The sequence below is a fragment of the Bacillus sp. LLTC93 genome, assembly GCF_002993125.1.
Classification (GTDB): Bacteria; Bacillota; Bacilli; order Bacillales; family Bacillaceae; genus Bacillus; species Bacillus zhangzhouensis.
Map to the genome: position 1 here is coordinate 40,096 of NZ_PVME01000006.1, position 25,045 is coordinate 65,140.

Here is a 25,045-nt window from a genome sequence, read left to right on the forward strand (position 1 = left end):
CGATACTTGTCATGAGAAAAAAGCCGGCGCACTTTTGCCGGCTTTCACATTTCTCCTAATGGACTTTTTATGCCCCGAATTGTGTTTCATAAAGGCGCTTATATAAGCCATTTTGCGTTAGTAATGTTTTGTGATTTCCTTGCTCTGCAATGCCACCTTTTGTCACAACCACAATTCGATCTGCATGTTGAATAGTTGCAAGGCGATGCGCAATGACTAGCGTCGTTCTACCTTCTGAAAGCTCTTCTAGTGATCGTTGGATCGAAGCCTCTGTTTCAGTATCTAGTGATGAGGTCGCTTCATCCAGTATTAAAATAGGTGGATTTTTCAGGAAAATACGTGCGATTGATACACGCTGCTTTTGTCCACCTGACAGCTTGACGCCTCTTTCACCAATCATTGTATCAAGACCTTCGGGCAGGGATTCGACGAGTTCTTTTAGCTCTGCTTTTGACACCGCCTGCCATATTTCATCCTCAGTTGCATCAAGCTTTCCATAAAGAATGTTCTCTCGAATGCTCCCATTAAATAAATAGACGTCTTGTTGGACTATTCCAATTTGTTGACGCAGTGAAGACAGCTTCATTTGTCTACTATCAATGCCGTCTATCGTAATGGTTCCAAATTGCCATTCATAAAACCTTGGTAATAAACTGCATAGCGTTGATTTACCAGCACCGGAAGGACCTACAATGGCAACCGTTTCCCCTTGTTTGATCTCCAGATTAATATGCTCAAGGATCAAACTGTCCTTCTCATAACCAAAGCTGACATCATGAAATGTAATTTCACCTTTTAGCCCGTCGACATGAATCGCATCAGGGACGTCCTTTTCGTCTGGGGCTTGATCTAAGAGCTTAACAAATCGCTTAAAGCTTGCGACTCCCTTTGGATACGTCTCAATGACTGAATTAATTTGTTGAATGGGTCCTAAAAAGATTCCAGATAGCAGGACGAATGAAATGAATTCGCCATAGGTCATATTCTTTTGCATCACAAACCATGTCCCGCATACAAGTCCAAAGATGGTGACGCCCTTCATAAGCAGGTGACTAATTGAAGCGTGTAATGCCATCATTTTGTATGTGGTTAATTTCGTTTGTTTAAACTGTTCATTGTGTTCAATAAAGCGATCAATCTCATGCGTTTCATTCCCAAATGCCTTCACTACTCGAATTCCGCTCACATTATTCTCAACCCTAGCATTGAATCGACCAATGCTTGAAAACATGTGATCAAAGGCAATCGACATTTTCTTCGTAAAATAAACCGATAGCCCTATTAAGAATGGGACAATGAGAAACGTGAGGACGGCAAGCTGCCAATTAATTGATAGCATCAGGGCAAATGCACCTGTAAGAGTCATCATTGCAATAAATAAATCTTCAGGCCCGTGGTGAGCGATTTCACCAATATCCATTAAATCGTTTGTCATGCGTGAAACAAGCTTTCCTGTTTTCTTTTGATCAAAGAATCGAAAAGACATTTTTTGTACGTGGGTGAATAGCTGACTTCTCATATCTGTTTCAATATTGATACCTAGCTTATGTCCAAAATATGTCACCACATAATTCATTGCTGAGCTGACAACATAGACTGCCAGTAAAATTCCACTCCAGATGAGAATCATTTCCCAGTTTCTATTTGGGAGAAGATCGTCTACAACCATACTGATCGCGAGTGGAAATGATAATTCAAGAAGTGCCGCTATGACGGCACAGGAAAAATCTAATATAAACAGCCCCATATATGGCTTATAATAGGAGAAAAATCGTTTTAACAAAAAGCAGCCCCCTTACTTCTGAGATAATTCTGTCAATATCTCAACGTATTTTTCTGCTTGATTGGCGATAGCTATTGGATCGAATGGCCAGAAATACGTAATATCCAAGTCATGTACTTGATTCTTTTTCACTGCTTTTAAGCTTTTCCATATTGAATTGTTCTTATCGAACGTACCTCCGTTGGCTTCATCAACAAATATATAATCACCTGCATACTTTGGTAGCACTTCATATGAAATATGTTCAAATCCTGACTTTCCATTTAGAATAGTGTCTGCAACCTCTTTTGGCGGCTGAAGCTGCAATTGTTCGTAAAGTGCTTGTCCACCTCGATAGATACCATTCCCATACACATAGACATCATTTCTAAATGCACCCAAGATTGACACTGTTTCGCCTTCTTTGATGACTGTTTTCACTTTCTTTCTAGCAGCTTCCATACGTTGATTAAATTTTTTCAAAAACGCTTTTCCTTCTTCTTCTTTATTCAAGATGCCGGCTAATGTAGTGATCTCTTCTTGTGAATCTTTAAATACACCGAACGGATAAACAATCGTTGGGGCAACCTTTCTGTAGACGTCAAGTACCTTTTCATCGTCTACAGCTGAAATGATGAGGTCTGGTTTTAAGCTTGCCACCTTTTCGGCAGAGCGTTCATCACTAATGTCTGCCACACCATCCACTTTGCCTTTGAGATGTATGTTTTTTAAATCTTGTGTTGTGGCGCCAACCGGTTTTACCCCTAGTGCAACAGCACTACCCAAATAGCCATCTACGAGAATACGCTTTGGATTTGCTGGAATCTCGACCTTGCCTTTCACTGTGTCAACCGTTTTTGTTTTTTCTTCGGCTTTTTTACTTTCTTCCTTTTGACCGCAGGCTGCTAGTGCAAATAACAACACTAAAGCCATTAAACTAAGAAATATGACTTGTTTTTTCATAACTGCTTTTCTCCTCCATATCATGATGAATAACTGAGAACCATTATCATTTATTTGTCTCTCGTATTCTATCAACCGCTTTTCTATCGGTCTATGGATAATCGTCATAACTTATTTATGGACAATTGTTAGATACTCTTATTCTTTTATTAAAAATTGAGAGAATCGTTTCATGATTTCTATCGCCCGTTCCCCTTCACCAAATCTAAATTCTTCTAGTTTTAACAGGTAGAATGTATCATTTTGCACTGCGGGTAAATTACGCAGGACATCACTTTCCTTCATACGTTTGTCCATATGTCTGTACCATCCATGCCGAACAGCCACAATAAAAAACATATGATCTGCTGCATAATCTGCTAAACGCTCAAGCGGAATCACAACATGTTTATCAGGTTTCAGCACCTCCTCTTGAATGGCTTCAGGGGGCATCACCCCCAACGTTTTATATAGGTTGATTGCCCCTCTCGCATGAAAAGACCACATATACACCTTGTCATGTCCCCTTATCTCATATAAAGCAACCGTTTCCTTTTCTTTTAAAAATGGCGTCAAGCGAGCTCTTTCTTTCTGTGCTTGCTTCTCATAACGCTCCACCCATTGCTTTGCTTCTTCGTTCCTTCCGATGAGGCTACCTAAACAAAGTACCTCCTCTACAGGACTCAGACGACTATATGGAAAAACAAGCACAGGAGCGATTTTCTCCATGCGTTTCATCCATTCTATATTTGTATAGAAATAATCAGGCATTAAAATGAGGTCTAAGTTCATGTCCTTCAAAACGTCGTCAGGTGTATGCTCATGAATGACGATAACATCACTGAGTTGCCCTTGAAGCACATCTGAATAAAGAGCAATATCTTCTTCCATGCAAATTGGTTTCACTCCAAGCGCAAGCAAAGAGCCTACAAATTGAAAAGCGGCAATTCGTTTTGGTTCGCGGCTCAGTCGATACTGACTAGGCGATCTGCCCGTTTTTTGACGAAATTTTCTGCTGAAATAGAGGCTATCAGTATAGCCTACTCTTTGTGCAATCGCCTGAACCTGTTCATCGGTTTTGAACAATAGCTTTTTTGCTTCATCCATTCGAATTTGTGCAATATAATCTGTGACACTCATCCCAACGCTTTTCTTAAAAAAAGTTGAGAAATAGCTTTCATTAAAGCCCATTTTATGTGCTAAGTCCTTACGGGTCAGTTCTTGTTGGTAATGTTCTGCAATGTATTGAAGGATCATTTGAATTGAATAATGATCTGCATCCGTTGTTTTTTCATTTTGTTGCTGGAATATTTGCAATACTAGTTTTAGTAGCTTCACTTGGCTACTTTCTGAATAAGAGGGGTCACTTAAACGTTTAATATGATGAAATAATACCGGTGAGCCCATCACCACTTGCCCGTTATCAGGCAGGGTATCATAATTGATTTTATAAATTAATTCATCATCAGCATCATTTGTGAGCATGTAATGTTCAAATGAAACAGCAAAGACTGTGACTTGCTGATGAGATAAAGAACGGATGACAACGGGGATGTGAGATCGTATAAACAGGCTATCCCCACCGTCAAGCTCGTACTCCATTCCTTCTAGCTGAATGACAACGGTACCATCAGCTGTTAAAACGCTTGGAGATTTTGTCTGCCATCTGTTCGTTTGTTTTGCTTTCAGACACATCTGAATTTTCTTTTTCACATGTAGCATCGTTTCCATTTGTGCGTTCATCTTCAGATACCTCCTTTCAGCCATAAAAAAGGTGATGCCGTTGCGGCACCACCCTTCTTGTTTTGTTTTTTTAGCGATCTGCACCGGCTGCCAGCAATTCTTTGTTTTTTTCCTTAAAACGTTCATTATGAGAAGATACATACGCCACTTTCTCCGCATCTGGTTCGATATATAACTTCGCACTATTTAGTGCGTTCACACCATCTACAAAAGTTCCTGCAATCAAGCGGACCTTGCTTTTATGTGTACATAAATCACCTACTGCATACACACCTGGTAAATTGGTCTCCATCTGCTCATTCACTTCAATGAGTCCCCATTCACCTTGCTTTAATCCCCATTCTGCAAGAACACTTAAATCGCCTTTCATGCCGTGGTTGACAATGACTGCGTCTGTTTCAATACGTTCTTTTTCACCTGTTTCTAAATGCTGAACAGTGACAGCTTCGATTTCTTTTCCGTTACCATGTAGGTCCGTTAATTCATGTGGGGTTAAAATACGTGCACTTGACGCTTTCATATTCGCCACGTTTTTTTCATGTCCACCAAACATATCTCTGCGGTGTATAACAGTGACACTTTTCGCAATTGGCACAAGGGCATTTGCCCAATCCACCGCAGAATCGCCGCCCCCAGAGATGACGACTCTTTTTCCAGCGAAGGTTTTGAGCTCCTGAACCGTATAATAAAGGTTTGTTACTTCATAGCGATCTGCATTTTCAACCTCCAGCTTTCTTTGAACTGGAATACCATGCCCCATTGCCAAAATCAAGGTTTTGGTTAAATGGCGATCACCATTTTCGGACGCAATCAATATATTTCCATCTTCTAAGCGATGAAAGTCTGTTATTTTTTGATTTAATGCAATGACAGGTTCAAATGTTTTGGCTTGCTGTTCAAGCTGTTTAATTAATTGCTCTCCTCTTGTCGGCACTAATCCGCCTACATCCCAAATGACTTTTTCCGGGTAAAGGAGCACTTTTCCTCCAAGGGTTTCATTGTATTCAAGGACCTTCGTTTTTAAATCACGCATTCCGCTATAAAAGGCGGTATACATGCCAGCAGGCCCACCACCGATAATTGTCACGTCAAACAATTCAAGTTGCTCTGTCATTCGTGTCCCTCCTGTTTTGTAGCTATCTATGCTAAATAAGTGATATTGATTCTCATTATCATACATATTCATTGTAGTCTACAGGAGTAAGTGGTGGCAATAACTTTCTACAAAATAAAAAGACGAGTCCTAAAACTCGTCCTAGACGTAGCTTAAACAAATGACAATCCAAGATCTTTTAGTTCAAGTGAAACGAGTCTTGCGATGGCATCTGCACCTGTTTTTGTAAAATGTGTACGATCATCAATACCGGTTGAAAGCATAAAATATGATGCTGTCTTTTCATGACCTGATGCCTGATAAAAGTCAAGACTTGCTGTCATTAAATCAACGATCAGCACTTGTTCTTCATCAGCCAGCTCCTTCATCGCCTCACAATATGCAGGAAAATCATTGACATATACCCCATTCTCTTCATGAAAGCGGCCGACAGGTGTCAGGAGTAAAGGGTTTGCCCCTTTTTCTCTAGCCCCTTGAATGTATTGTGATAAGTAGGCCTTATACGTAGTAAAAGGGTCAGTATGTCGCTCCGGTTTTTTGGTGGACGCATCGTTATGCCCCATTTGGATAAAAAGCCAGTCGCCTGGTTGAATCTTGGCTAATATGTCGTCGAGCCGCCCTTCTTCAATAAACGTCTTTGAGCTTCTGCCTCCAATTGCCTTATTGATCACCGACACATCATTTGCAGTATAGAGGTGGAGAAATTCCCCCCAACCTCCTTGAACAGGACGATCTGGGTAAGAACAAACGGTCGAGTCACCAGCTAAATAGATGGTTGTCATGAGTACTGCCCCCTTTTAATATAGGATCCATTTTCATTCATTCGTCGATAGAAAAGGTGAGCTGATCTTTTTAGTATTGCTTACAAATAATTCGCTTTTCATTCTTTAAAACCCTGCATAGAGAGACATTAAGGAATCATTTTTCCTTCAATCATGTGCTGTTAGTTCTGTGCCTGATTCTGTTGCTTCTATTAGTGCTTTTAACATATATCCAATTCCTTTATATGGTGCAAGTGGGTAATTCGCATGCTGATGGTCTAGCAGAAGTGGATCAATGACTTTTCTAAATTTTTTCCCGCCAAGCACCACCAACTCATCAAAGGCTGTTAGCTGTTTTTCATAAAATTGCCGTCGGAGCTGTTCTTCTGTAATGAGCTCTATATGATTTGTACCGAACGTCACATCATAATTTGCAGGAATAATGTCGTCTTCATGCAAGAATCCGTACTTTCCTGATAGAATCACCCAATCATCAAAAAACGTTTGTGCATAGGTTTTTGTTCGTTGATGTAGTGGGCTTAAATACACAAGATGTGCTGGCTGGCTACCGGCCTCTTTTGACACATCCCATATTTTCTTTGCTCCACACGGAATGATACAAATTCGCTTCACCTTAACACCCCCTTTTTGCTTCGATATAAGATGTAGAACATGCAACCAATCGCTGTACCAAGCGTGTTTAAGATCAAATCATCAACATCACTACTTCTTGTAATGATGCCATATGTAGAAAACAACCATTGCAACATTTCAATACTTGTTGATAACAGAAAACCTGTCAAGACCGCTTTCTGCCATGTCATTTTTTTAAAACCGCAAAAAAGCAAAAAGCCAATCGGTACAAATAGCAAAATGTTCCCTATGATATTTAAGTAAACGAGTGCAGGGTAACCATGATGCAGTGCATGAAAATTTTGATAGATCGAATGAAGTGGAATGAAATTGACACTCACTTGATCCTTTGCTGCGGAAAATTGATTGGGTAATACCGTTAAATATAGCAATGTGCTCGTATAAAAAAACAGAAATGCAAGGGCAGTTTCTGTGAACAAATACATGGATTGATTGCGCTTCTTTGCATACCTGAATCGCATGTAAACAAACAATATAACAAGTAGCAATAAGGAGCCGATTGGAAGTGATGATAATAATTTCATAGATGTGTAGCTCCTTTCTATTTGTTTATTAGATTGCTTGGACATATTACAGCCTATTCATACAGTCCATCATCTATTCATAGGTTATCCCTGATTGTACTACAGTCTATATGAGGTTAGCACTTCAAAAGGGCTATTGACAAATCGTCAGTTTTCCGCTAAACTGACTGACATTCAGTCATTTAAGGTCGGTGATGATATGTCAAAACGAGAAAAGATTATGCTTGCTGCCATTGACGCGTTTAAAGAAAAAGGAATTGAAAAGACGACCATTTCGGATATTGTGAAAGCAGCAGGGGTAGCGCAAGGAACGTATTATTTATATTTTCCTTCAAAGCTGTCTGTCATGCCTGCTATCGCAGAGCATATGATCTCGGAGATGGTGCCTGCAATTGAAAAGGAATTAACTCAGCATGCAGATGTCCTCGATCAAGCAGATGCGCTTGTTGAATTCATATTCTCTTTTACAAGAAAATACCGTGATGTCCTTGCCCTGACCTATTCAGGTTTAGCTGCCACCGAGCATTTAAAGGAATGGGAAGATATTTATGAGCCGATTTACAAATGGATCGCCACTTTTCTAGAAAAAGCAAAGCAGGACAAAAGAGTCCGCGCGAACTTGAATTGTCATTACGCCGCGAAATTCATTATCGGTTTACTTGAATCCTCAGCTGAGCAAATGTATTTATTTACAGAAACAGATACAGAAGAAGTCCTTATTCAAAAACGAGAGGTCAAGCAATTTCTCGTTTACGCACTTGGCATAGAGACACCTTAAAAAGTACAGCACATGCTGTACGTTCTTTTTTGGCTTCAAAATGACGAATCGTCAGTTTTAGGAGGAATAACATGAGGAAAAGCTGGATGTATGTCGCACTCACTTGTTTATTTGAGTTACTTTGGGTGTTTGGTTTAAATAAAGCAGATGCTGTGTGGGAGTGGGCGATCATTATCTGCCTCATCCCGATTGATTTTTATTTTTTAATGAAAGCTTGTGAGAAGCTGCCGACAGGAACGGTATACGCCGTATTTGCCGGAGTTGGAACAATCGGTACGTCTATGATGGATTATGCGCTGTTCGGTGGTTCGTTTTCATTCGAAAAGCTCTTATTTATGGGGATATTGGTCCTCGGCATTATTGGATTAAAAGTGTCTGATGGAGATGCACATGAGCAGAAAGGAGAAGCGGTATAATATGGGCTGGTTTTTTGTGTTGTTAGCCTCTGTCTGTGAAATCGGCGGAACCATTGGCTTGAGTATGTTTAGTAAGAAAAAGCAAATCACTACAGGCCTACTATTTGTCGGCGGTTTTGCTTTATCCTTTTTGTTTTTATACGCTTCGTTCTCTTCCGTTCAAGTATCCGTCGCTTATACGGTCTGGATTGGACTTGGAACTGCGGGCTCTGTCTTGTTCAATATGATTCTCTTTAAAGAACCGAAAAACATGATTCGGATGCTCAGCCTGCTACTGATTGTCATTGGTGTGGTTGGACTGAAGTTATTTGCGTGATTCAATCATGACAAAAAAGGAAGGGCGTAAAAACCCCTTCCTTTTTTAAATTCGTTTAATGTGCGCAGTTCTGCTCAAAAAAGAGATCCATTGCGTAAAACGACTCGCCTTTCTCATCCAATAAAAAGTACACAATCAAAGGGTCTCCAAAAGATGCTGTCTGTTGCGTGAACAAAACACAGGTAAATTTCTCAACACCAATCGGAAGCTTTCTTTTTAATAAAGGATGAAGAATGGGTGAAGCTCGAATGGTATCCACATCAACATCCCAATGTTCGTCTTTTAATGTGGGATAATGCTCCGATAACAATTGGTGCAACATGTCTATCGTCAACGTCTTCTTTACTTCTTTTCCACCGTACTCAGCATCTATTATTTTGTTCTTATGCATCCGAAATACGCTCACCCTTTTGATCATTTGTACGTATACCTTTTAAGACAAAGCGTTTCTTGCCATCAAGTGTGCAAGTGATCAATGTCAGTTCATTTTTTTCACGATCTTTTAATACATCAACATCCGTCGGCTCAATCGTAGCAGAGCTGACAATTTGATATTCGTATGTTTCCCCTTGATGATGTAAGATGACTTTTTCTCCTTTAGGCACCTCTGGCAGCTGTCGAAAAAGCCGATCACCTCTATAGCCTCTATGGCCTGCAATTGTAAAGTTCCCTTCACCTGGTAATTGGTGAGGCTTGATTTGAGTCAGTGCAATGCCTAAATTTTCTTCTGAGGTGACAGGAAGCACTTTTTCGTTTAAATCAATTGACGGAATCTCTAGTTCCATGACATCACGCAGGTCTTCTTCTGACACAGTTAAATGTGGAATGGAAGAAAGGTTGTCACTGTCATTCTCTTTAATCATCTTTAATGCCCGTTCCATTGCCGCAGCCTCTTGAGATGTTCGCCATTCATATATAAGAGGTACGGAGATGAGCATCAGACCAATGAACACCAAAAAGCAGCCTAGTAAGGTTCTTGTTTTCGTCAATAGACTCGTTCCTTCCTTTTACTGGGTGGCTCTTCTTCTGACAACAAGAAGAACAGTTCCTGAAGCGACTAATAAAATACCTACATACATCAAATAGCGCAGCCATTCTTCTCCAGTCTTTGGAAGCTCATCGTTTGTATGATGAGGCGGGTTTTGATCACCTTTATGAGAGCTTGGAGGATTGGAATGATCCTGTTCATTCTTCACTGGTGAATTTTTCACAATCATTGTCTTGATCTTCACTTGACCCATTTCAATTGTAAACTCGATTGGCTTCTTTAAAGGAACGTAACCATTTGGTGCTCTCGTCTCTGTGAGTATATAATCACCAGGTTTAAGCCCTTTTACTATGGCTTCTCCGTCTTTTCCGGTTGTCACAGATTGTATGGTTTTTCCGGCTTTTTCACGAATGTCAAAGGCTGCTCCTTTTAAGGTTCTATCTGTTTGCTGGTCTACCTTTATGATACGCAGACTTCCTAAGATCAATTGATTCTTCGCTGTTAATTGAAGTGGCTGCTGCTGATTTTTCTCAATGGTAAATAGGATCGGTTTGTCATCTAATTGATAGCCATGCGGCGCTTTCGTTTCAATGAATTGATAATCCCCTGGTTTTAGGTCATTGATGTTGATTTTCCCCGCTTGATCAGTTACAAGTGATTTCTTCAACGTTTTTCCTTCTCCATTAAGAAGAGCAAACTCTGCATTTTCTAGCTTATGTCCTTTATCATCGACTTTGGTCAATTCTACTGCTCCCGGTGTAAGCTGATTGATCATTTCTACTTTTGCCGGTTTGTCTTGACCTAGACGAATCGTAAATGGGATAGGTGTCTGATCCAATTCATAGCCAGCAATGCTTGCTGTTTCGACAAAGCGATAGGTTCCTGGCTTCAGTTGATCAACAGTCAATTGACCATTTTGGTCTGTTTTCAATCCTTTCTTGATTCGCTTATCATGCTCATCGATTAGATCGAAGGTCGCTCCAGTGAGTAACTGACCATCCTCTCCTTTTTTCTGAAGCTTCACAGCGCTTGTCATCCGGATATTTTCTTTTGTGACTTTGACCATTTTATTTGGGTTGAAATCGATCTTAAAATCTACTGGCTCTGAATCCAGTTCATGTCCGAATGGTGCCTTCGTTTCAACCAATTGGTAGGCACCTGGTCTTAAATCGTTCACAGTGATGATGCCTTTCTCGTTGGTTTTCAACCCCGACATCAATTCTTTTCCATCGTCATTTAAGAGTGTAAATTCTGCGCCTTTGAGTCTTTCTTTTTCTTCCCCTATTTTTGTCAGTTCAACTGAACCTTTCTTCAACTGATTGATTGCCTCAACATGAATCAGCTCTTTTTGGCCTAGTTTCACCTCAAATACAAGTGGTGTTTCGCTCAATTCATAGCCTTCGATACTCTTTCTTTCAACAAATTGGTAGGTTCCTGGTTTTAGACCTGAGAACACGATCTTTCCATCTTGATTGGTAGCGATCCCTTCTCCTCCTGCCACTATTTTTCCGTTGGCATCAGATAGATCAAAGACAACACCTTCTAATGATTTCCCATCTTCCCCTTTTTTGTGTAACAAGACCCCGCCTGTTGTTCGGCTATTTTCTTTTGTGACGCTTACCATCTTCTGAGGGTTAAATGGAATAGCGAAGGTGACAGGTGTTTCATCAAGTTCATGACCAAATGGGGCTTTCGTTTCAACAAACTGATAGGTTCCTGGTTTAAGATCGTTGATTGTGATCTTCCCATCCCGATCTGTGACGAGGCCAGCTTCAATCTCTTTTCCATTTGCATCTAAGAGCTTGAATTCTGCTCCTTCAAGCACATCATTCTTTTCGCCGAGCTTCGTGAGCTGGACAGCTCCCGTTTTTAAATCATTGATTACTTTCATCTCTGTCGGTGTTTTTTGTGCAACTTCGATGGTAAAAGGATAAGGTGTACTCTTCTTTTGATAGCCCTCGACACTCTCTGTCTCCACTAGCTGATATTTACCTGGTTTGAGGTTGTTGATGAATAGCTTTCCATCCTGATCTGTTTTCAAATCTTTACGAACGACTTCGCCATTCTGATCAATCACTTCAAAACGAACACCTTGAAGCTTCTTGCCATCTTCCCCTTCTTTCATCACTTCTAATGCACTTGTTTGATAAAGATTCTTTTTCGAAATGATGACCGGCTCTTTTGGATCAAGCGGAACTTCAAATTTGAGCGGCGTATCATCTAACTCATAACCTTCAGGTGCTTTTGTTTCGATCAACTGATACGCACCTGGTCTTAGTTCGTTCATTGTGATCTTGCCGTCTTTTCCTGTCACAAGCGTTCCATCCAATTCATGCCCATCTTTATCTAAAAGCTTGAATTGTGCGCCTGCTAGTCTTTCCCCGCCTTCACCCATTTTGCTCAGTTCTGCAGAGCCTTTGACAATGTCATTCACTGCGGTTACTGTGGTTGTTTCTGTTTGATTCTCTTTGATTGTGAACGGCCATTTCTGAGTATTTAGTTGATAGCCTTTCGGTGCTTTTGTCTCAACAAAATAATAGGAGCCTGGCTCAAGGTCTTTGAAAAGGATTTCTCCATTTTCATCTGTTTTCAAATTGGTTTGAATTGTATCTCCGGCTTCATTCTTGAGTTCAAATTCCGCATTCTCTAATGCCGCACCTGTATCTTTGTCTTTTTTCGTCAATTTGACATGCTGCTTAATTTCTTGGTTCTGCACGGTCATGACGTTTCCTGTTTTCGCTTGATCTCCTGATTCGTAAGGCTGATCAATTGATACATGGATCGGTTCATTGCTCTTGATATAACCATCAGGTGCTTTCACTTCTGTTACTGTATAGTCACCATACAATAGACGATCAAATATGAGAGATCCTTCTTCATCTGTCGTCTTTGTTCCAATGACGATTCCACTCGCAGTATCTAACAAGGAGAAGCTCGCTCCTTTTAGCGCTTTTCCACTACTCGCATCTACCTTTTTAATGGTTAAAGCACCAACAGCTCCCGTTCCATCTCCCATACCAGCGGTGCGTTTTACAACAATTGAGGCTTCAGATTCTTTTTTTATTTCTTGAACATTTTCACCTCTAAACGTCACTTCGTTTTGAAGTGTACTTCCCACCTTATCTAAAATAAGAGATTGGTATTCTAGGATATACGGTCTGGTGATTTCTTCTTTAAATTGGATTTGAAAAGAATCTGGATTGAGTTCGAGGTTTAACTCAAAATCCTTTCCTTTTTCCAGTTCATCCTTTTTTGTCACTTGCCCCTTTTCATCTATTGTCGTCGTATAGAGATGAAAAGAATTTTCTATTAATGCTTGGTTAGCACTTGGATGATCTATGATCGTTGCATCTTGCACTGTTGATTGACCAAAGTTGATATTCAGTCTCCAATCAATCACTTTCCCTTGTTGATTTCCGGATTTGCTCGTGTATTTCCCGCCATTTGGAATAGAAACCGTGGCATTCACATCAGATTCTTTTGTGTTTCCTTCATAAAGAGTCGCTGTATTCTCATACGTTTTCTCTACTAAATTCATCCCTTCAAGACTCGTCTTATACGTGATCTTGTATGGTGAATCGATTGCTTTTTTGAAGATAACTTCGAATCCTGTTTCTCCTTTTGCATTTTCAAGGAATTTGATTTCATAATCTTCTTTAGCTAAAACCTCTTTTTCTTCAGTGCCATTTTCTCCACCTTGTAGATCAAGCGAATAAATTGTAATTGAATCTTTTATCAAGCGCTGATTCCCTTGGATGAAATCTTCAATTCTCGCCTCATCTAAATGTTTCAGGTTATAGTTCACACCAATATTCCATGTGATCTCTTTCGTTTTCGCATTGTAGGACCCATTTTTAAAGCCATTTGATTGTGTATATGTGTCAGGCGTGAAAACAGAATCGTTTTCCTTCGTCAGGTCCTTCCCATCTTCATTGGTCCATTCAAGCTTCACATGATTACGCAGATTTTTTTGATCTTTATCCGCTCTTTTTTCATAATCAAATGAAGTTGTATACGTGATGGTATGCTCAGTCTTAATTTCTTTTGCAAATTGAATATCAAACCCATTTTCATGCTCGACGATTTGATAATCAGTGCCCTCTTCAAGCACTGTATTCCCTGTCATGACCTTCAAACTATCCTTTTGCAGCGTCAACCCTTCATTTGTGAAAGTATCTTTTATTGTCAGATTGTTCATGGTTTGTTGATCTTTGTTGAAGGTGATACTCCAAGGAATCGTTTTGTTCTTGTAGTTCGGTGTTCCATGATGTTTCGTCAAGATCTGTTGATCAATTCTTTGATTGGCTTGTTTGCTCTGATCGCCAGTCGTCACGGTATTTACAATTTGTTCAGCCTCGAAAATGCGCTCAGTGGCTTTTGTTTGATACGTGATGAGATAGGCTGATTGAATATCATGATTGAATTGAAAAGCAAATCCGTTTTGATCTCCCTTTTTTTGATCTTGAATGGTGTAATCTTCATAATCCTTTGTTCCTGATTCAGCGCCATTCTGATCAATTGTTACTTCCTTCACTTGAAATGAACCGGAAATGAGCTCCTGTGTGCCATTAAAAAAGTCCTCTAAAAAAGCATCCTTTTTGGCAATCGTCTTTTCGTTATAGTTATAACGAATTTCCCATGTAATGGTCTGGGTCACTGGATCGTAGTGAGCGGCCCTTTTTTCTAAAGGACTGCCTCTTGTTACATTTACTGTTCCTTCTGCAGCACTAATTACCTTATCAGCGGAGACTAGTGATGCTTTATTACGAAACGTAGACTGATCCTGATCTGTGATGTCAGTCTCATATACTAAACGATAAGCAAGGTGCACTTCATCTTTAAATTCAATCGTGAAATCTTGACCATCTGCTGTTTGACCTATTGTGTAGTGGCTTTCATCAACCAGTTGGCCAATCGATGTTTCACCATTTAGCTTTGTATCAACGCGATAAAGCTTCATTGAATCTTTTTTCAAAGATTGACCGTTTTGAATCGGATCCACTAGCTTGGCTTGCTTGATATCATCTAAGTCCATGTTAAAATCTACTGTCCATTGAATGGTTTCAGCATTGTACGATCGATTTGGCTCTCCCTTTTTTGAAACGTTTGGACCACTTGGAAGGTAATTGATGGGAATAGAGACGGTATCCTTGCCTTCAATCGGGGTAATAATGATTTCTTTGTCTTCAGTGATGACTGTTTGTTGATCTAATTTCGTCCAAATTTGGAGCGTTCCATGGATGTTTGAATATTGCTTAATAAAATCAGTGAACTCTATGGAGGCATTTCCACTTTCATCTACAGAAAAATAACCAATGGTCGCCTGATTAAATTTCATCTCAAGACGATTGATTTTTTCGTAAATGACTAATTCATCAGGAACCTTGAAATGGAATTCATCCCCACCATTGTAGCTATGCCCATTCGGAAGTGCCCACTCATAGTTCATCGAAATAAGCGAGTTAATATCAGGCCTATCGACTGGGTTCCCTTGCTGATCTTCATACATTAAATGAGCATCAGTGAGAATATTTTCTTTAATAAGCGTTTGCTGAGTAGCACTTTGTAATCCTAAACTTTTAGATACTTCGACTTTATTTTTTAGCAACTCATCCTCATTGCTTTGTTTTTGTTTCGGTTGAGTGTCTTCTTTCACCTTGCTTGTATTTTCTTGCTCCGCTTTTATTGAGTCATCTGTAGCAAGGTTTTCTTTAGACTGATTTTGCTTTGTTTCTTCTTTTTGTTCCGCTGTACTGGTTATATCAAATACGAATGATCCTTCTAAATTGGGATCAAGCTCAACATCTTCTTTCAATACTACCGTCACTTCATTTTGTTTAGAAACGGTATAATCGCCAACATGTATTTGATTGACAATGATCGAATCTTTTTGTTCCTTCTCTACCTGAACTGTTGAAGGAAGAGAGAGAACATACGGATATCCTTTTTTTATATCGATTCCTTTGATTGACCAATGCACAATGGCTTTACTGATTTTCCGGTCTTCATTGTCTGATAAAATATTCCCTTCGTTGTCAGCGAATTCAATGTTGCGATAAATGTCTTTTTGTTGAAATTCCTTAGCTTGTGCATTTGCCAAAGGCAAGATTCCTAATATGCTAGACTGTATGACTAATACAATGATGAGAGTCAGTGACAAAATTCTTTTCAATCCATTCACCCTTTTCTTAAATCAATTTCAAATCAAGTTAAATCACCCATAATTGTGCTGTAAAAACTCACCCCGCTTATTCATGAAATATTTCCCAATAAAATCACACCTTAAGACCCTATGCATTCAAAGAGAAAAATAATACTTCGTATAAAAGATGCTCATGTGAATGAATCATGTGGTGGAATAGTGGTCGTGGAAAAGTGGGGAATGTTGAGAGGAATCATTGATTGAACAAGTGTTACGTATCTATTTATGCTTGAATGATCAATATACTATTTAATACATGCGTATATAAGCATGTACTCACATATGGTCCGATCATATGAACACAAGCTTGTATGTATGGTATGGTGGTGAGACAGTGCAGCATCGTGTAGACAGCATTCCTCTTTGTTCCCCTACATATGTTAATCAAAAATCCTCTGCTTTTTATTCTTACATTTACCGTTTTAGCAGCAAAAAAATAAACAAAATTTCTAAAACGATCCATTTTTATGATATTTATGACTTGCTCATATCTTTTTATAAGAAAAAAATGGTAAATGAGCTAATAAATTTCGATTTCGTCTAATTTTTTTCTCTTTTATAATCAAAAGAGAAGACAAAACAATATATCCTAAACATTACAATCATTTCATGCCTATTCTGGTCATTACATATTCTTTATTGGGACGCAAACAAGAGAAAGGAGTATTTGTTTAATGGAACTCATTGATAATAAATCAAAGAGATGGATCAATATTTTAAAACTGCTTGTATCCAAAAATAAATGGTGGACTCTTCAAGAAATATCAGATGAGAAGATCGGCTCTGTTCGTGCGATACAAAGCGATTTAGAACAGATGAAATCATTTCAAACAGAGGAAGGGGAACCATTAATCCGTATAAAACCAAGACAGGGCATTTCCATTTGTTTTACGCAGACCTTACGAGTGGACTACTATACCAAGGAAATTCTAAAAGATAATATCGAAATACGTTTGATCGATGGGATTTTTTTCGAACAAAACATGTCTTTCTATGAATGGATGGACATTCTCAATATCAGCAGATCAACAATGTATAACACAATCAATAAAATCAATTCCGTGCTTACATCCTATGACATTGAGTTACGTCCAGATAGTATGCAGTTCTATGGAAATGAGAAGGAAATACGTCATTTCTTTGTCGAGTTTTTATTTGAAGTGTACGGAAGCAGACTTTGGCCGTTTGATGAGATTCAAAAACAAGATGCAGCTGATCTATTACAAGACCTATTTCAGGTGATTGAAGTCAATGTACCAGATGCCGCCATTGATAAATACTGCCTGTGGCTCGGCGTTTCCATTCACCGAATCAGAAAAAATTTCACAATAAAACGCAACTATACGTACTCAATGAACGAAGAAAATCAGTCTTCTACAGCTAAGAGTATCTATTATCAAATCAAAGCATGGGAGGAGCAGATTTGTCGAAGGATGAAAGACAAATTTGATATAATGCTAGACCATCATGAGTTTGTCTTTTTACTATTGATCGAACCAGCTATCGGTCACTTTAAATCAATTGAGTCTGTCGAAGAAAAATTAACATTCTTTCAGTCACATACGCCGCGTCTATATGAAGCCATCCATTCATTTATCGATCAATTGGAATTAATTTACCATACAGAAATCGCGAATCGAAAGGTACTGACATTACTTCTTCTCCAACATTATGTGTATTCTAATGAAATTACCGGAAGAGATGGATTTCTCTTCAAAAAGAAATCGCGCTATATATCAGAGGTGAAAAAGCAGCTTCCATACTTTTATTCAAGAATCTCTCATATCATTCAAGAGTCAAAAACAGATGATATACTAGCTTCTTTTGTCAAGAACGAGCGAGAATTGATTCGAATCATTACGTCTAATTGGAGAGGACTTGTTCAATTGGAAATGGAGCGAAGAAACATGTTGAACATTTTTGTTATTTCAACACTAGGCTATAATCACAGTTTGTTTATTGCAGATTTAATTAAATTGAGAGTACCTCCTCTTATTCACATTTTCACAAGTCCTGAAAATACTTTAAATGAATCGACAATGGCTCAACTTCAAATTGATATCATTGTGACGGATACTGAGCTTCCTATTCAATTTGGACGATCTACTCTGTTAATCAGCTCTTTTCCAACCAAGAAAGAATTACACAACTTGCACCGAAGAATAGTTGATATGACCGACTGATTGATGTAGAAACTTCATCATAAAAAAGCTGCTGAGAACCTCTCAACAGCTTTTTCCAATTTCAGCTTCCATCTTTTTCATTCATTAATGAAGCGCTATTTGTTCATTCATCAAATCAATGGCGTAAAGTGATTGCTCATATTCATCTAATAGAAGGTATACTTTGAGCGGGGCAGCTGTTTGATCTGTCTGCTGCGTGAATAGCACACAAGTGAATTTTTCGATCCCCTCTGGCAGCTTGCTTTTCAGAAAAGGATGAAGAATAGGAGAGATTCGAAGGGTATCAACATCTTTCAGCCAAAGCTCATCTTGTAACGCAGGATAATGGTCAACCAAAAACTGACGAAACACTTCCAATGTACTCAAGGTAGATATCCTCACTTTCTTCTATCATGACTTCAAGCTCACCTAAAAACAAACGTTATCAACTCATCATATGATCTCAGCCCACGTATTTTCGTATACGACTAGAGACACAATTTCTCTTTTCTAGAGATCAATTGTACTGTCCCGACTGTTTAGTTTGTATGACGTTTATTATATCTTCTCATTGACTCAACCACGAATCCAAACGATGGACCTATGATCATATTCTTATCTGTTTCTTTCGTGATGAAATGACAACTTCCTGCTACAAAATTCCATTTTTCTTCAAAAAATAGGTTAAATAGACAGAAAAAAGAACAGCTCCTCACTGTTCTTTAAAAAGTCGTAAAGCGTTTGGCTTTATTACTTCAAATGTCCTGTAATGGAACCACTTTGCCACTGGCTGCATCCACGCCATAATGGCAATCAAGCTTCCCGCATAAAACATATTGTTTTTGCGCATCGTCATAGACATAGATGGGTGTAAGCTCCAAGTACTCTCTCAATTTTTCAAAGGCTTCTTCCTTTGATAGAGTGATTTCACTGGGTGCTTGAAAAGGGTCGAGTATCCCGCACACCTGAAACATCTCTTTCTTATCTATGTAATTGACCGCTTCAAAAGAGCTGGCATCAATGAAGACCTTGATTTTATCCAAAAAACCACTTCCTTCTTGCTGTCTCGTTTTTAAGATCGCATGGATGTAACCATGATCACGATGCAGTGTTGTGAGGACCCACTTTCCTGTATCCTTTGAATATTTCTGTCGCAAAAAGGTTCGTACCGCTTTTATACACTCATCCTGCTCCTCTTTTGATATCGGGATTGTATCTGGCGAAGGTTCCAATGAGAAGGCTTGTTCAGCTGAAATGTCTTCATGTATATTCATTTCTTTTTTTTCAAAGGATTTGTTTAACGGTTCATTCCACTCCATGACCTGATTCAAGTGTATGCAATGAGTTTCTTCACGCCCAATTTCAAACGGAATATTTCCTGTTCCATCGTTCTTGACATAGATCTCTTCTAACGCATAAACAGAACGGATTCGATTCTGCTCGAAGGAAGGCCATTCAAACCGCTGGACCTGTTGCTTAGCTAAGCTCTCGATCATATCAATAGAAAGCGTATATTCTTCCGCTCTCAGCACTTTTTTCGCTATAAATGGGCCATGATGAATAAAGGACGTGAGTTGTCCATTTTCATCCCAGGTTACTTCAATCGTTCCAGAAGGCGAAACTGGAACACTATCGATGCTTTCATGAAAATGGAGTTCTCCCTTTTCTTCTTTTTGCAAATGAAAATGCTCCCCATAGATCAACCCTGTTTCTTGTTCCACCCATTGGTAGATGTCATCGGGATGCTGACTGTCAAATGTCACACCATTCTTAGCGTAAGTCTTGTCCATAACAAAAATAACCGTTTCAAATTGACCTGTGTTCAAATTCACCTCAATGACTGCTGTTCCTTCAGGGTTTGAATCATCGTCTTCAGGTTCAGTGTGACGAGGAGGGAACCACTCCATATTCAATTTATAAATTGTTTCATTGATGACATTGACGTAACGGCTAAAACCGTATCTTTTTAAAAGGTAATGATCTAAGCCAAATTTCATCCTTGTCTGATCTATCAATTGTTGTATGTTTGCATTCATTTGTTTCACCTCAACATGTTAAGTGATTTTTTATGGAAGGACAAAGACGATGATAAAGAAAAATATAATGATAACTGTCAAGAGCCCTAAAACCATTGCCATCATATTTGATTCCTTTGTATACCCTTTTAATTCATGCTCTTCAGTAGAACGGTCAATTTTTCTAAAGCGAAAAAGCATGCTTACATTGATAAGGGCTAGAGCAATAACCAATAAAAAAATTAGAAATATAGGTTCTATATCAAAGAATGGATTCGTGACATTTTGGAAGCTAAATGATTGAAAGAACATAATGCCACTCAATACCACTTTCCAAATATTCTCCATCCTCTGTTCTTTCTCCCACTCTTTCCCCAGTTTCTCTTTTTCATATATAGCTACCTGCTCGAAAATGGGAATGAAAGACTTCGTTGATCCTTTTTTGATAAAACCTAAAATACCTTGAAGGAGCATGAAAATTCCTAAACAAAAAAAGAAATGTGCAAATCGAATTTCAAAAATTTGAATCAAGATAAAAAAAGCGACGATCATGATGCCGGCTATTAAATTAGAGGCGACTATTTGTTTTGTTCTCATTTTTTTTAGCATTGCTTGTTCCATGTAATGCTCCTCTCCGTTTCAAATGTTTCTGATGAGCGCTCTATCTATATTACGATTTTATTGAGTAAATGTTTCAATATTTTCCCTTTGCATCGCATATTCGGTTTTTTCACAAATGAAAAGACGCCCATCATTCAATGAACGTCCAATCCTTCGTATCTTACATGCTGACACGCATCACATCATTTCTTGAGCAACCGTTCTATCTTTTATTTGTTGAGCTACCAACCGTTTAAAGTCCTCCATAGACAGCTGCTCTGAAGCCTTTTCTCCATGCTGCCTGATATTAAGCGTTTTTTCTTTCATTTCTGTATCGCCAATCACAGCGATATAAGGGATTTTTTGCATTTGTGCTTCTCTTATTTTATAGCCGAGTTTTTCATCCCGTTCATCGATTGTGACTCTTATCCCTATACTTCTTAATTGCTGTTGAACTTCCAAGCAGTGATCAAGGTGAACGCTTGAGACAGGTATGATTTGTACTTGTACTGGTGCTAGCCATAACGGGAAGGCACCTGCAAAATGCTCGATCAGAATACCGATGAGACACATGTTTCTAGACTTTTTACTGAAAAAGAAAAAAAAGAAAAGCCCCACGAAATGGAGCAATCGGCGAACAAAAAATATTCAGCTCTCACTAGCAAGAGATTTTCTTTTGTGAATGATTTATTGATAGATAACTCCTCAATAAAGAAATTCAGTTCATGTCGTTGTTCACAAATTCCCCTTCACAATCGTTCTCTTGGCTTTCTTAACAATTCTGCTAGTCGCTTTTGTATCAGAATCCTTTGACCACTTATCGCACAGGTTTTGTACCCAATTCGGCTGTGTTTTACTAGCGTCATTAAGCCAGTTTCCTACAGAATCTTGAACATATGTCGATGGATCAGATTTGAGGTAATCTAGAATAGGCAGTGCCCTCTCTGGCTCTTGTTTTAATAACTCAATATGCTTTGTCCATACACCTCTCGGACGGATCGCCTCTACAGCGAATCGACGAATATGTTCATCCTCGCTTTTTGCCCATTCTGTTAAATGTTCTATACTTTGGTCGAGCTGATGACTTAGACTTTCTCTCACTGACATCCAAGCAATTTCTCGAACACCAAAATGGTGATCAGCTGCAAATGGCTGAATGTACGCTAGTTTCTCTTCCAAAGATGATGAACGCTGTTTGTTCATATAAGCAGCCCAACAGCGAACACTATCAGATACGTGGTGAGTAAATGCCTGTAGCACTTCCGCTTGTTTTTCCCCATTCTCTTTCTGTAGCACTTCATCTAACAATTGACCGATGAGACGAATTGCTTTCATTCCAGACTCAGCCTTTTGTTGAGTGACCTCAGATGATACATCGTCTAAATGATGGTCTAAACCAATGGATGGCAAAACATGCTGTATTAACGTCATATGATTGACAGCCAGCCATTCAGTTAAATTCACACTCTCTATTTTTCCCTGATTCAAAAGGATCAAGACGTCATGAGGGATATCAATCCCCTTTCGAGCACCTTTTCGATTGATGATCTCCTCACTTATTGGCATGATGTATTCTCTCCTGTCTAGTAGTACTTTTGTTTGACATTCATTATTTTCGGACCCCTAAAAGCTAATATAAAATTGATGCCTTTAATCTTTGGATATTCACTCCTATTGTAGCAAATAAACAACTCAGCTGGTGCATTATTCAAATCGCAAAAAAAAACTACCCGAAATGAGTAGTTCCTCAATACAAAACTGAATTTGTGTGATCACTAGTGAATCTATCATGTTACCTTCCTTGCTCCATCACCTTCAAACTCTTATGCTGAGAGATTCGGTCAAACGCCACCATCAGGATGGTCATAAGTAAAGCGAGAAGAACCGTTCCAGCACTGATCCAGCTCAGGTTCAATACAGATGTCCTGCTTATCACAAGCCCCCCTAAACCCGATCCTAAAGCAAAGCCGAATTGAATAAATGATGTATTGACACTTAATGCGATATCAGGAGATTTTGGTACAAGTGTCACAAGATATAGCTGCTGAGCTGGCGATGTACTCCATGTAGCGATCATCCACATCATGATAACAGCTACCATGACCACAAGGTTTCCTGTCACAAATGCTAGTAACATGAGCATAATGATTTGCAAGATGATGCCAGAGAAAATCGTGAATGTTGGGCCTTTTTTATCTGCTGCAATCCCTCCAAGGCTGGAGCCTAAAAAGCTGCATATTCCCGCCAGTAACAAAATACCACTGATTTCTGTGATACTAAGGTTTGCTGATTCTTGCAGGAAGGGTGTTAAATAGGTAAATAAAGTGGAATATCCACCTACATAAAAGAGTGTCACTGCTACCGCAAGCAAAATTCTCTTATCTTTTAATATTGATAATTGCATTCCTAGCGTCACCGGTTCTTGTTCTTTCATAGAAGGGATGCGCCTATGCACAACAATCAGCGGAATGATAGTGATCAATCCAATAGCTGCGAACAATGCTTTCCATCCGATCATGCTGCTTAGAAATGTCCCGATTGGCACACCTAAAACCAAGGAACTGCTTAATCCCATTAAAATGATGCCAATCGCCGTTCCTCTTTTTTCACGTTCCACAAGACGAGTTGCAACAGCCATCGCCACCACAATCGCAGTTCCTCCACTTACCCCTTGTAAAATTCTTGTCATCAGAACCATCTCAAAAGAATGGCTAAAACTTGTGACGATATTACTCAATATAAAAATGATGAGCATCCATGATAATATTTTTCTGCGGTCTATATTGATGGTCAGTGCAATGACAATAGGTGCGCCGATTGCTGCTGAAAGCGCTAAGGCAGTGACCAATAAACCAGCAGTAGACGTCGTTACATGTAAATCATCTGCGACCATTTGGATAATTCCTGTGATGATATATTCTATCGTTCCGATTAAAAAGGCTGCTAAAGCAAGCAAATAGACAACGGCTTTATTTTTCATAGTCGCTTTTCTCCTTTGGGCAACATATACGATTTGAGGTCTTGATGATTTATTCTTGAATGGGAATTTGAATTTCAATGAGTCTACCTTCTTGATCTTCAGACAATGGGTAATAAATCTCTCGCCCCGGCTGATCTTCTTTCATGCGATATCCGTTACTTTCAATCCATGTGGCCAAGTCGATACAAGCAGTTTGAGCAAATGGAGAATGTGAATGAAATAATAGCGTAGCCATCGTTTCTTCGGCTGGTAATGAACGTATCTTAATTCCCTTAGGAAGAGAACCCCTTAACGCTTTGACAGAATACCCAACTTCAAATTCGAACTCACTTTCTTTTGCAAGTGATTCCCTCCATAACACCATTTGTGGCCCCGTAATCGATTCTTGCTGATTTTTATGTAACAAATGATGAAACGTTTGAAAGAATGAAGGGATCTCGTCAACAGACCCGTTGGATTGAAAAGACATAATGCGTTTACTTTCAACGGATTTGATGATGACCTCCTGCTCTTTCTCCACACACCCCTCTCGCCTAATGAGGTGCATCCGTTCCTTAATACGCGCTAATTTCTGTTGTTCCCTCCCGATCAATTGCTGAATCTCACTCTCTTTCAGCAGAAACATGCCCTGAATCTGCTCCACAGAAATATCTTCACGAAGAAGCTGAGCCATTTGCTTTAATGTAAAACCTAATTCCTTGTAGAGAAAAATTCGATTCACCTCAAGCAGCTGCTCCGCTGAGTAATATCGGTAGCCCGAATCTTGATCGATCTGTTTAGGCTTTAATAAATCAATTTGGTCATAATATCTTAACGTTTTGACAGGGACTTTACTTAACATAGAAAAATCACCGATTTTGAACATCCTGCATCTCCTCCGTTTTGTTGATCTGATCACAGTATAAACCTTTCAGTTAAGGGGAAAGTCAACAGGAGATTTTAATATTCATTCGTATTATCATTAGACTAAGTTGAAGAATGTAGACTCCGACTTCGCATTCATCATCTATCAAGCATTCAGTCACCATGAAATAACTGCTGTTACGCAAAAAAAACCTAGATGTCTTAAAATCTAGGTTTTGCTAATT

General features: G+C 39.1%; 20 protein-coding genes and 1 pseudogene. 4 read left to right on the plus strand and 17 right to left on the minus strand.

All coding sequences use genetic code 11. The annotated features are described in order from the left end of the window. Positions 1–67: 67 nt before the first annotated feature. From C6W18_RS16295 to C6W18_RS16325, 7 genes are all read right to left on the minus strand, one after another. Positions 68–1,783: an ABC transporter ATP-binding protein gene (locus tag C6W18_RS16295; protein ID WP_105928250.1), complete on the minus strand. Its 1,716-nt coding sequence runs from the start codon at positions 1,781–1,783 to the stop codon at positions 68–70. A 12-nt stretch (positions 1,784–1,795) separates the two neighbouring features. Further along, positions 1,796–2,725 carry an ABC transporter substrate-binding protein gene (locus tag C6W18_RS16300; protein ID WP_105928251.1) on the minus strand — a complete coding sequence of 310 codons (930 nt, stop codon included), beginning with the start codon at positions 2,723–2,725 and terminating at the stop codon, positions 1,796–1,798. A gap of 138 nt (positions 2,726–2,863) precedes the next feature. Continuing rightward, entirely contained in the window at positions 2,864–4,447 is a 1,584-nt protein-coding gene (locus C6W18_RS16305) for a helix-turn-helix domain-containing protein (RefSeq protein WP_105928252.1), read from the minus strand. 70 nt (positions 4,448–4,517) lie between these two features. Continuing rightward, complete coding sequence (locus C6W18_RS16310) at positions 4,518–5,561, minus strand: NAD(P)/FAD-dependent oxidoreductase (protein WP_105928253.1); 1,044 nt, start codon at positions 5,559–5,561, stop codon at positions 4,518–4,520. A gap of 152 nt (positions 5,562–5,713) precedes the next feature. Continuing rightward, positions 5,714–6,343: a rhamnogalacturonan acetylesterase gene (locus C6W18_RS16315; RefSeq protein WP_105928254.1), complete on the minus strand. Its 630-nt coding sequence runs from the start codon at positions 6,341–6,343 to the stop codon at positions 5,714–5,716. A gap of 147 nt (positions 6,344–6,490) precedes the next feature. After that, a complete protein-coding gene (locus C6W18_RS16320; RefSeq protein ID WP_105928255.1) occupies positions 6,491–6,955 on the minus strand; it encodes a DUF6884 domain-containing protein in 465 nt (154 codons plus the stop codon). Beyond that, the gene (locus C6W18_RS16325; RefSeq protein ID WP_105928256.1) at positions 6,952–7,500 is read right to left on the minus strand and encodes a VanZ family protein; all 549 of its coding nucleotides are present in this window, start codon (positions 7,498–7,500) and stop codon (positions 6,952–6,954) included. Before C6W18_RS16325 ends, C6W18_RS16320 begins: the two co-directional genes overlap by 4 nt. A gap of 199 nt (positions 7,501–7,699) precedes the next feature. Here C6W18_RS16325 and C6W18_RS16330 point away from each other — a divergent pair, with 199 nt between their 5' ends. The 3 genes from C6W18_RS16330 (at position 7,700) to C6W18_RS16340 (ending at position 9,010) form a co-directional block, all read left to right on the plus strand. Beyond that, positions 7,700–8,278: a TetR/AcrR family transcriptional regulator gene (locus C6W18_RS16330; RefSeq protein ID WP_105928303.1), complete on the plus strand. Its 579-nt coding sequence runs from the start codon at positions 7,700–7,702 to the stop codon at positions 8,276–8,278. 71 nt (positions 8,279–8,349) lie between these two features. Continuing rightward, positions 8,350–8,694, plus strand: coding sequence for a DMT family transporter (locus tag C6W18_RS16335; protein WP_105928257.1), 345 nt, complete (start codon positions 8,350–8,352; stop codon positions 8,692–8,694). Position 8,695: 1 nt separating this feature from the next. Further along, a complete protein-coding gene (locus C6W18_RS16340; protein ID WP_034323125.1) occupies positions 8,696–9,010 on the plus strand; it encodes a DMT family transporter in 315 nt (104 codons plus the stop codon). A 55-nt stretch (positions 9,011–9,065) separates the two neighbouring features. Here the strand turns inward: C6W18_RS16340 and C6W18_RS16345 are convergent, their stop codons facing one another. The 3 genes from C6W18_RS16345 to C6W18_RS16355 form a co-directional block, all read right to left on the minus strand. After that, positions 9,066–9,401, minus strand: coding sequence for a hypothetical protein (locus C6W18_RS16345; RefSeq protein ID WP_105928258.1), 336 nt, complete (start codon positions 9,399–9,401; stop codon positions 9,066–9,068). After that, on the minus strand, positions 9,394–9,948 hold the full coding sequence (locus C6W18_RS16350; protein WP_105928304.1) for a class D sortase: 555 nt from the start codon (positions 9,946–9,948) through the stop codon (positions 9,394–9,396). Before C6W18_RS16350 ends, C6W18_RS16345 begins: the two co-directional genes overlap by 8 nt. 69 nt (positions 9,949–10,017) lie before the next feature. Further along, a complete protein-coding gene (locus C6W18_RS16355; protein WP_105928259.1) occupies positions 10,018–16,170 on the minus strand; it encodes a SpaA isopeptide-forming pilin-related protein in 6,153 nt (2,050 codons plus the stop codon). Between the two features lie 704 nt (positions 16,171–16,874). On the opposite strand from C6W18_RS16355, the gene C6W18_RS16360 reads away from it, so the two are divergent. Beyond that, positions 16,875–18,383 (plus strand): AcpB/EbpR/MafR family transcriptional regulator, encoded by a 1,509-nt coding sequence (locus tag C6W18_RS16360; protein WP_105928260.1) that lies wholly within the window; start codon positions 16,875–16,877, stop codon positions 18,381–18,383. 84 nt (positions 18,384–18,467) lie between these two features. On the opposite strand, the gene C6W18_RS16365 is transcribed toward C6W18_RS16360, so the two are convergent. The 7 genes and pseudogenes from C6W18_RS16365 to C6W18_RS16395 all read right to left on the minus strand — a co-directional run bounded on the left by C6W18_RS16365 (position 18,468) and on the right by C6W18_RS16395 (position 24,822). Then, positions 18,468–18,749, minus strand: a complete 282-nt coding sequence (locus C6W18_RS16365; protein ID WP_024425245.1) for a hypothetical protein — start codon at positions 18,747–18,749, stop codon at positions 18,468–18,470. Positions 18,750–19,117: 368 nt separating this feature from the next. Beyond that, positions 19,118–20,398, minus strand: a complete 1,281-nt coding sequence (locus tag C6W18_RS16370; protein WP_105928261.1) for a hypothetical protein — start codon at positions 20,396–20,398, stop codon at positions 19,118–19,120. Positions 20,399–20,428: 30 nt separating this feature from the next. Then, entirely contained in the window at positions 20,429–20,998 is a 570-nt protein-coding gene (locus tag C6W18_RS16375; RefSeq protein ID WP_105928262.1) for a hypothetical protein, read from the minus strand. Positions 20,999–21,175: 177 nt separating this feature from the next. Next, positions 21,176–21,538: pseudogene (locus tag C6W18_RS16380) on the minus strand (His/Gly/Thr/Pro-type tRNA ligase C-terminal domain-containing protein); the annotation flags it as partial. Between the two features lie 174 nt (positions 21,539–21,712). Continuing rightward, a complete protein-coding gene (locus tag C6W18_RS16385; RefSeq protein ID WP_105928263.1) occupies positions 21,713–22,543 on the minus strand; it encodes a DNA alkylation repair protein in 831 nt (276 codons plus the stop codon). A gap of 226 nt (positions 22,544–22,769) precedes the next feature. Next, positions 22,770–23,957 (minus strand): MFS transporter, encoded by a 1,188-nt coding sequence (locus tag C6W18_RS16390; RefSeq protein WP_105928264.1) that lies wholly within the window; start codon positions 23,955–23,957, stop codon positions 22,770–22,772. Between the two features lie 49 nt (positions 23,958–24,006). Then, complete coding sequence (locus tag C6W18_RS16395) at positions 24,007–24,822, minus strand: MerR family transcriptional regulator (protein ID WP_105928265.1); 816 nt, start codon at positions 24,820–24,822, stop codon at positions 24,007–24,009. Between the last annotated feature and the right edge of the window lie 223 nt (positions 24,823–25,045).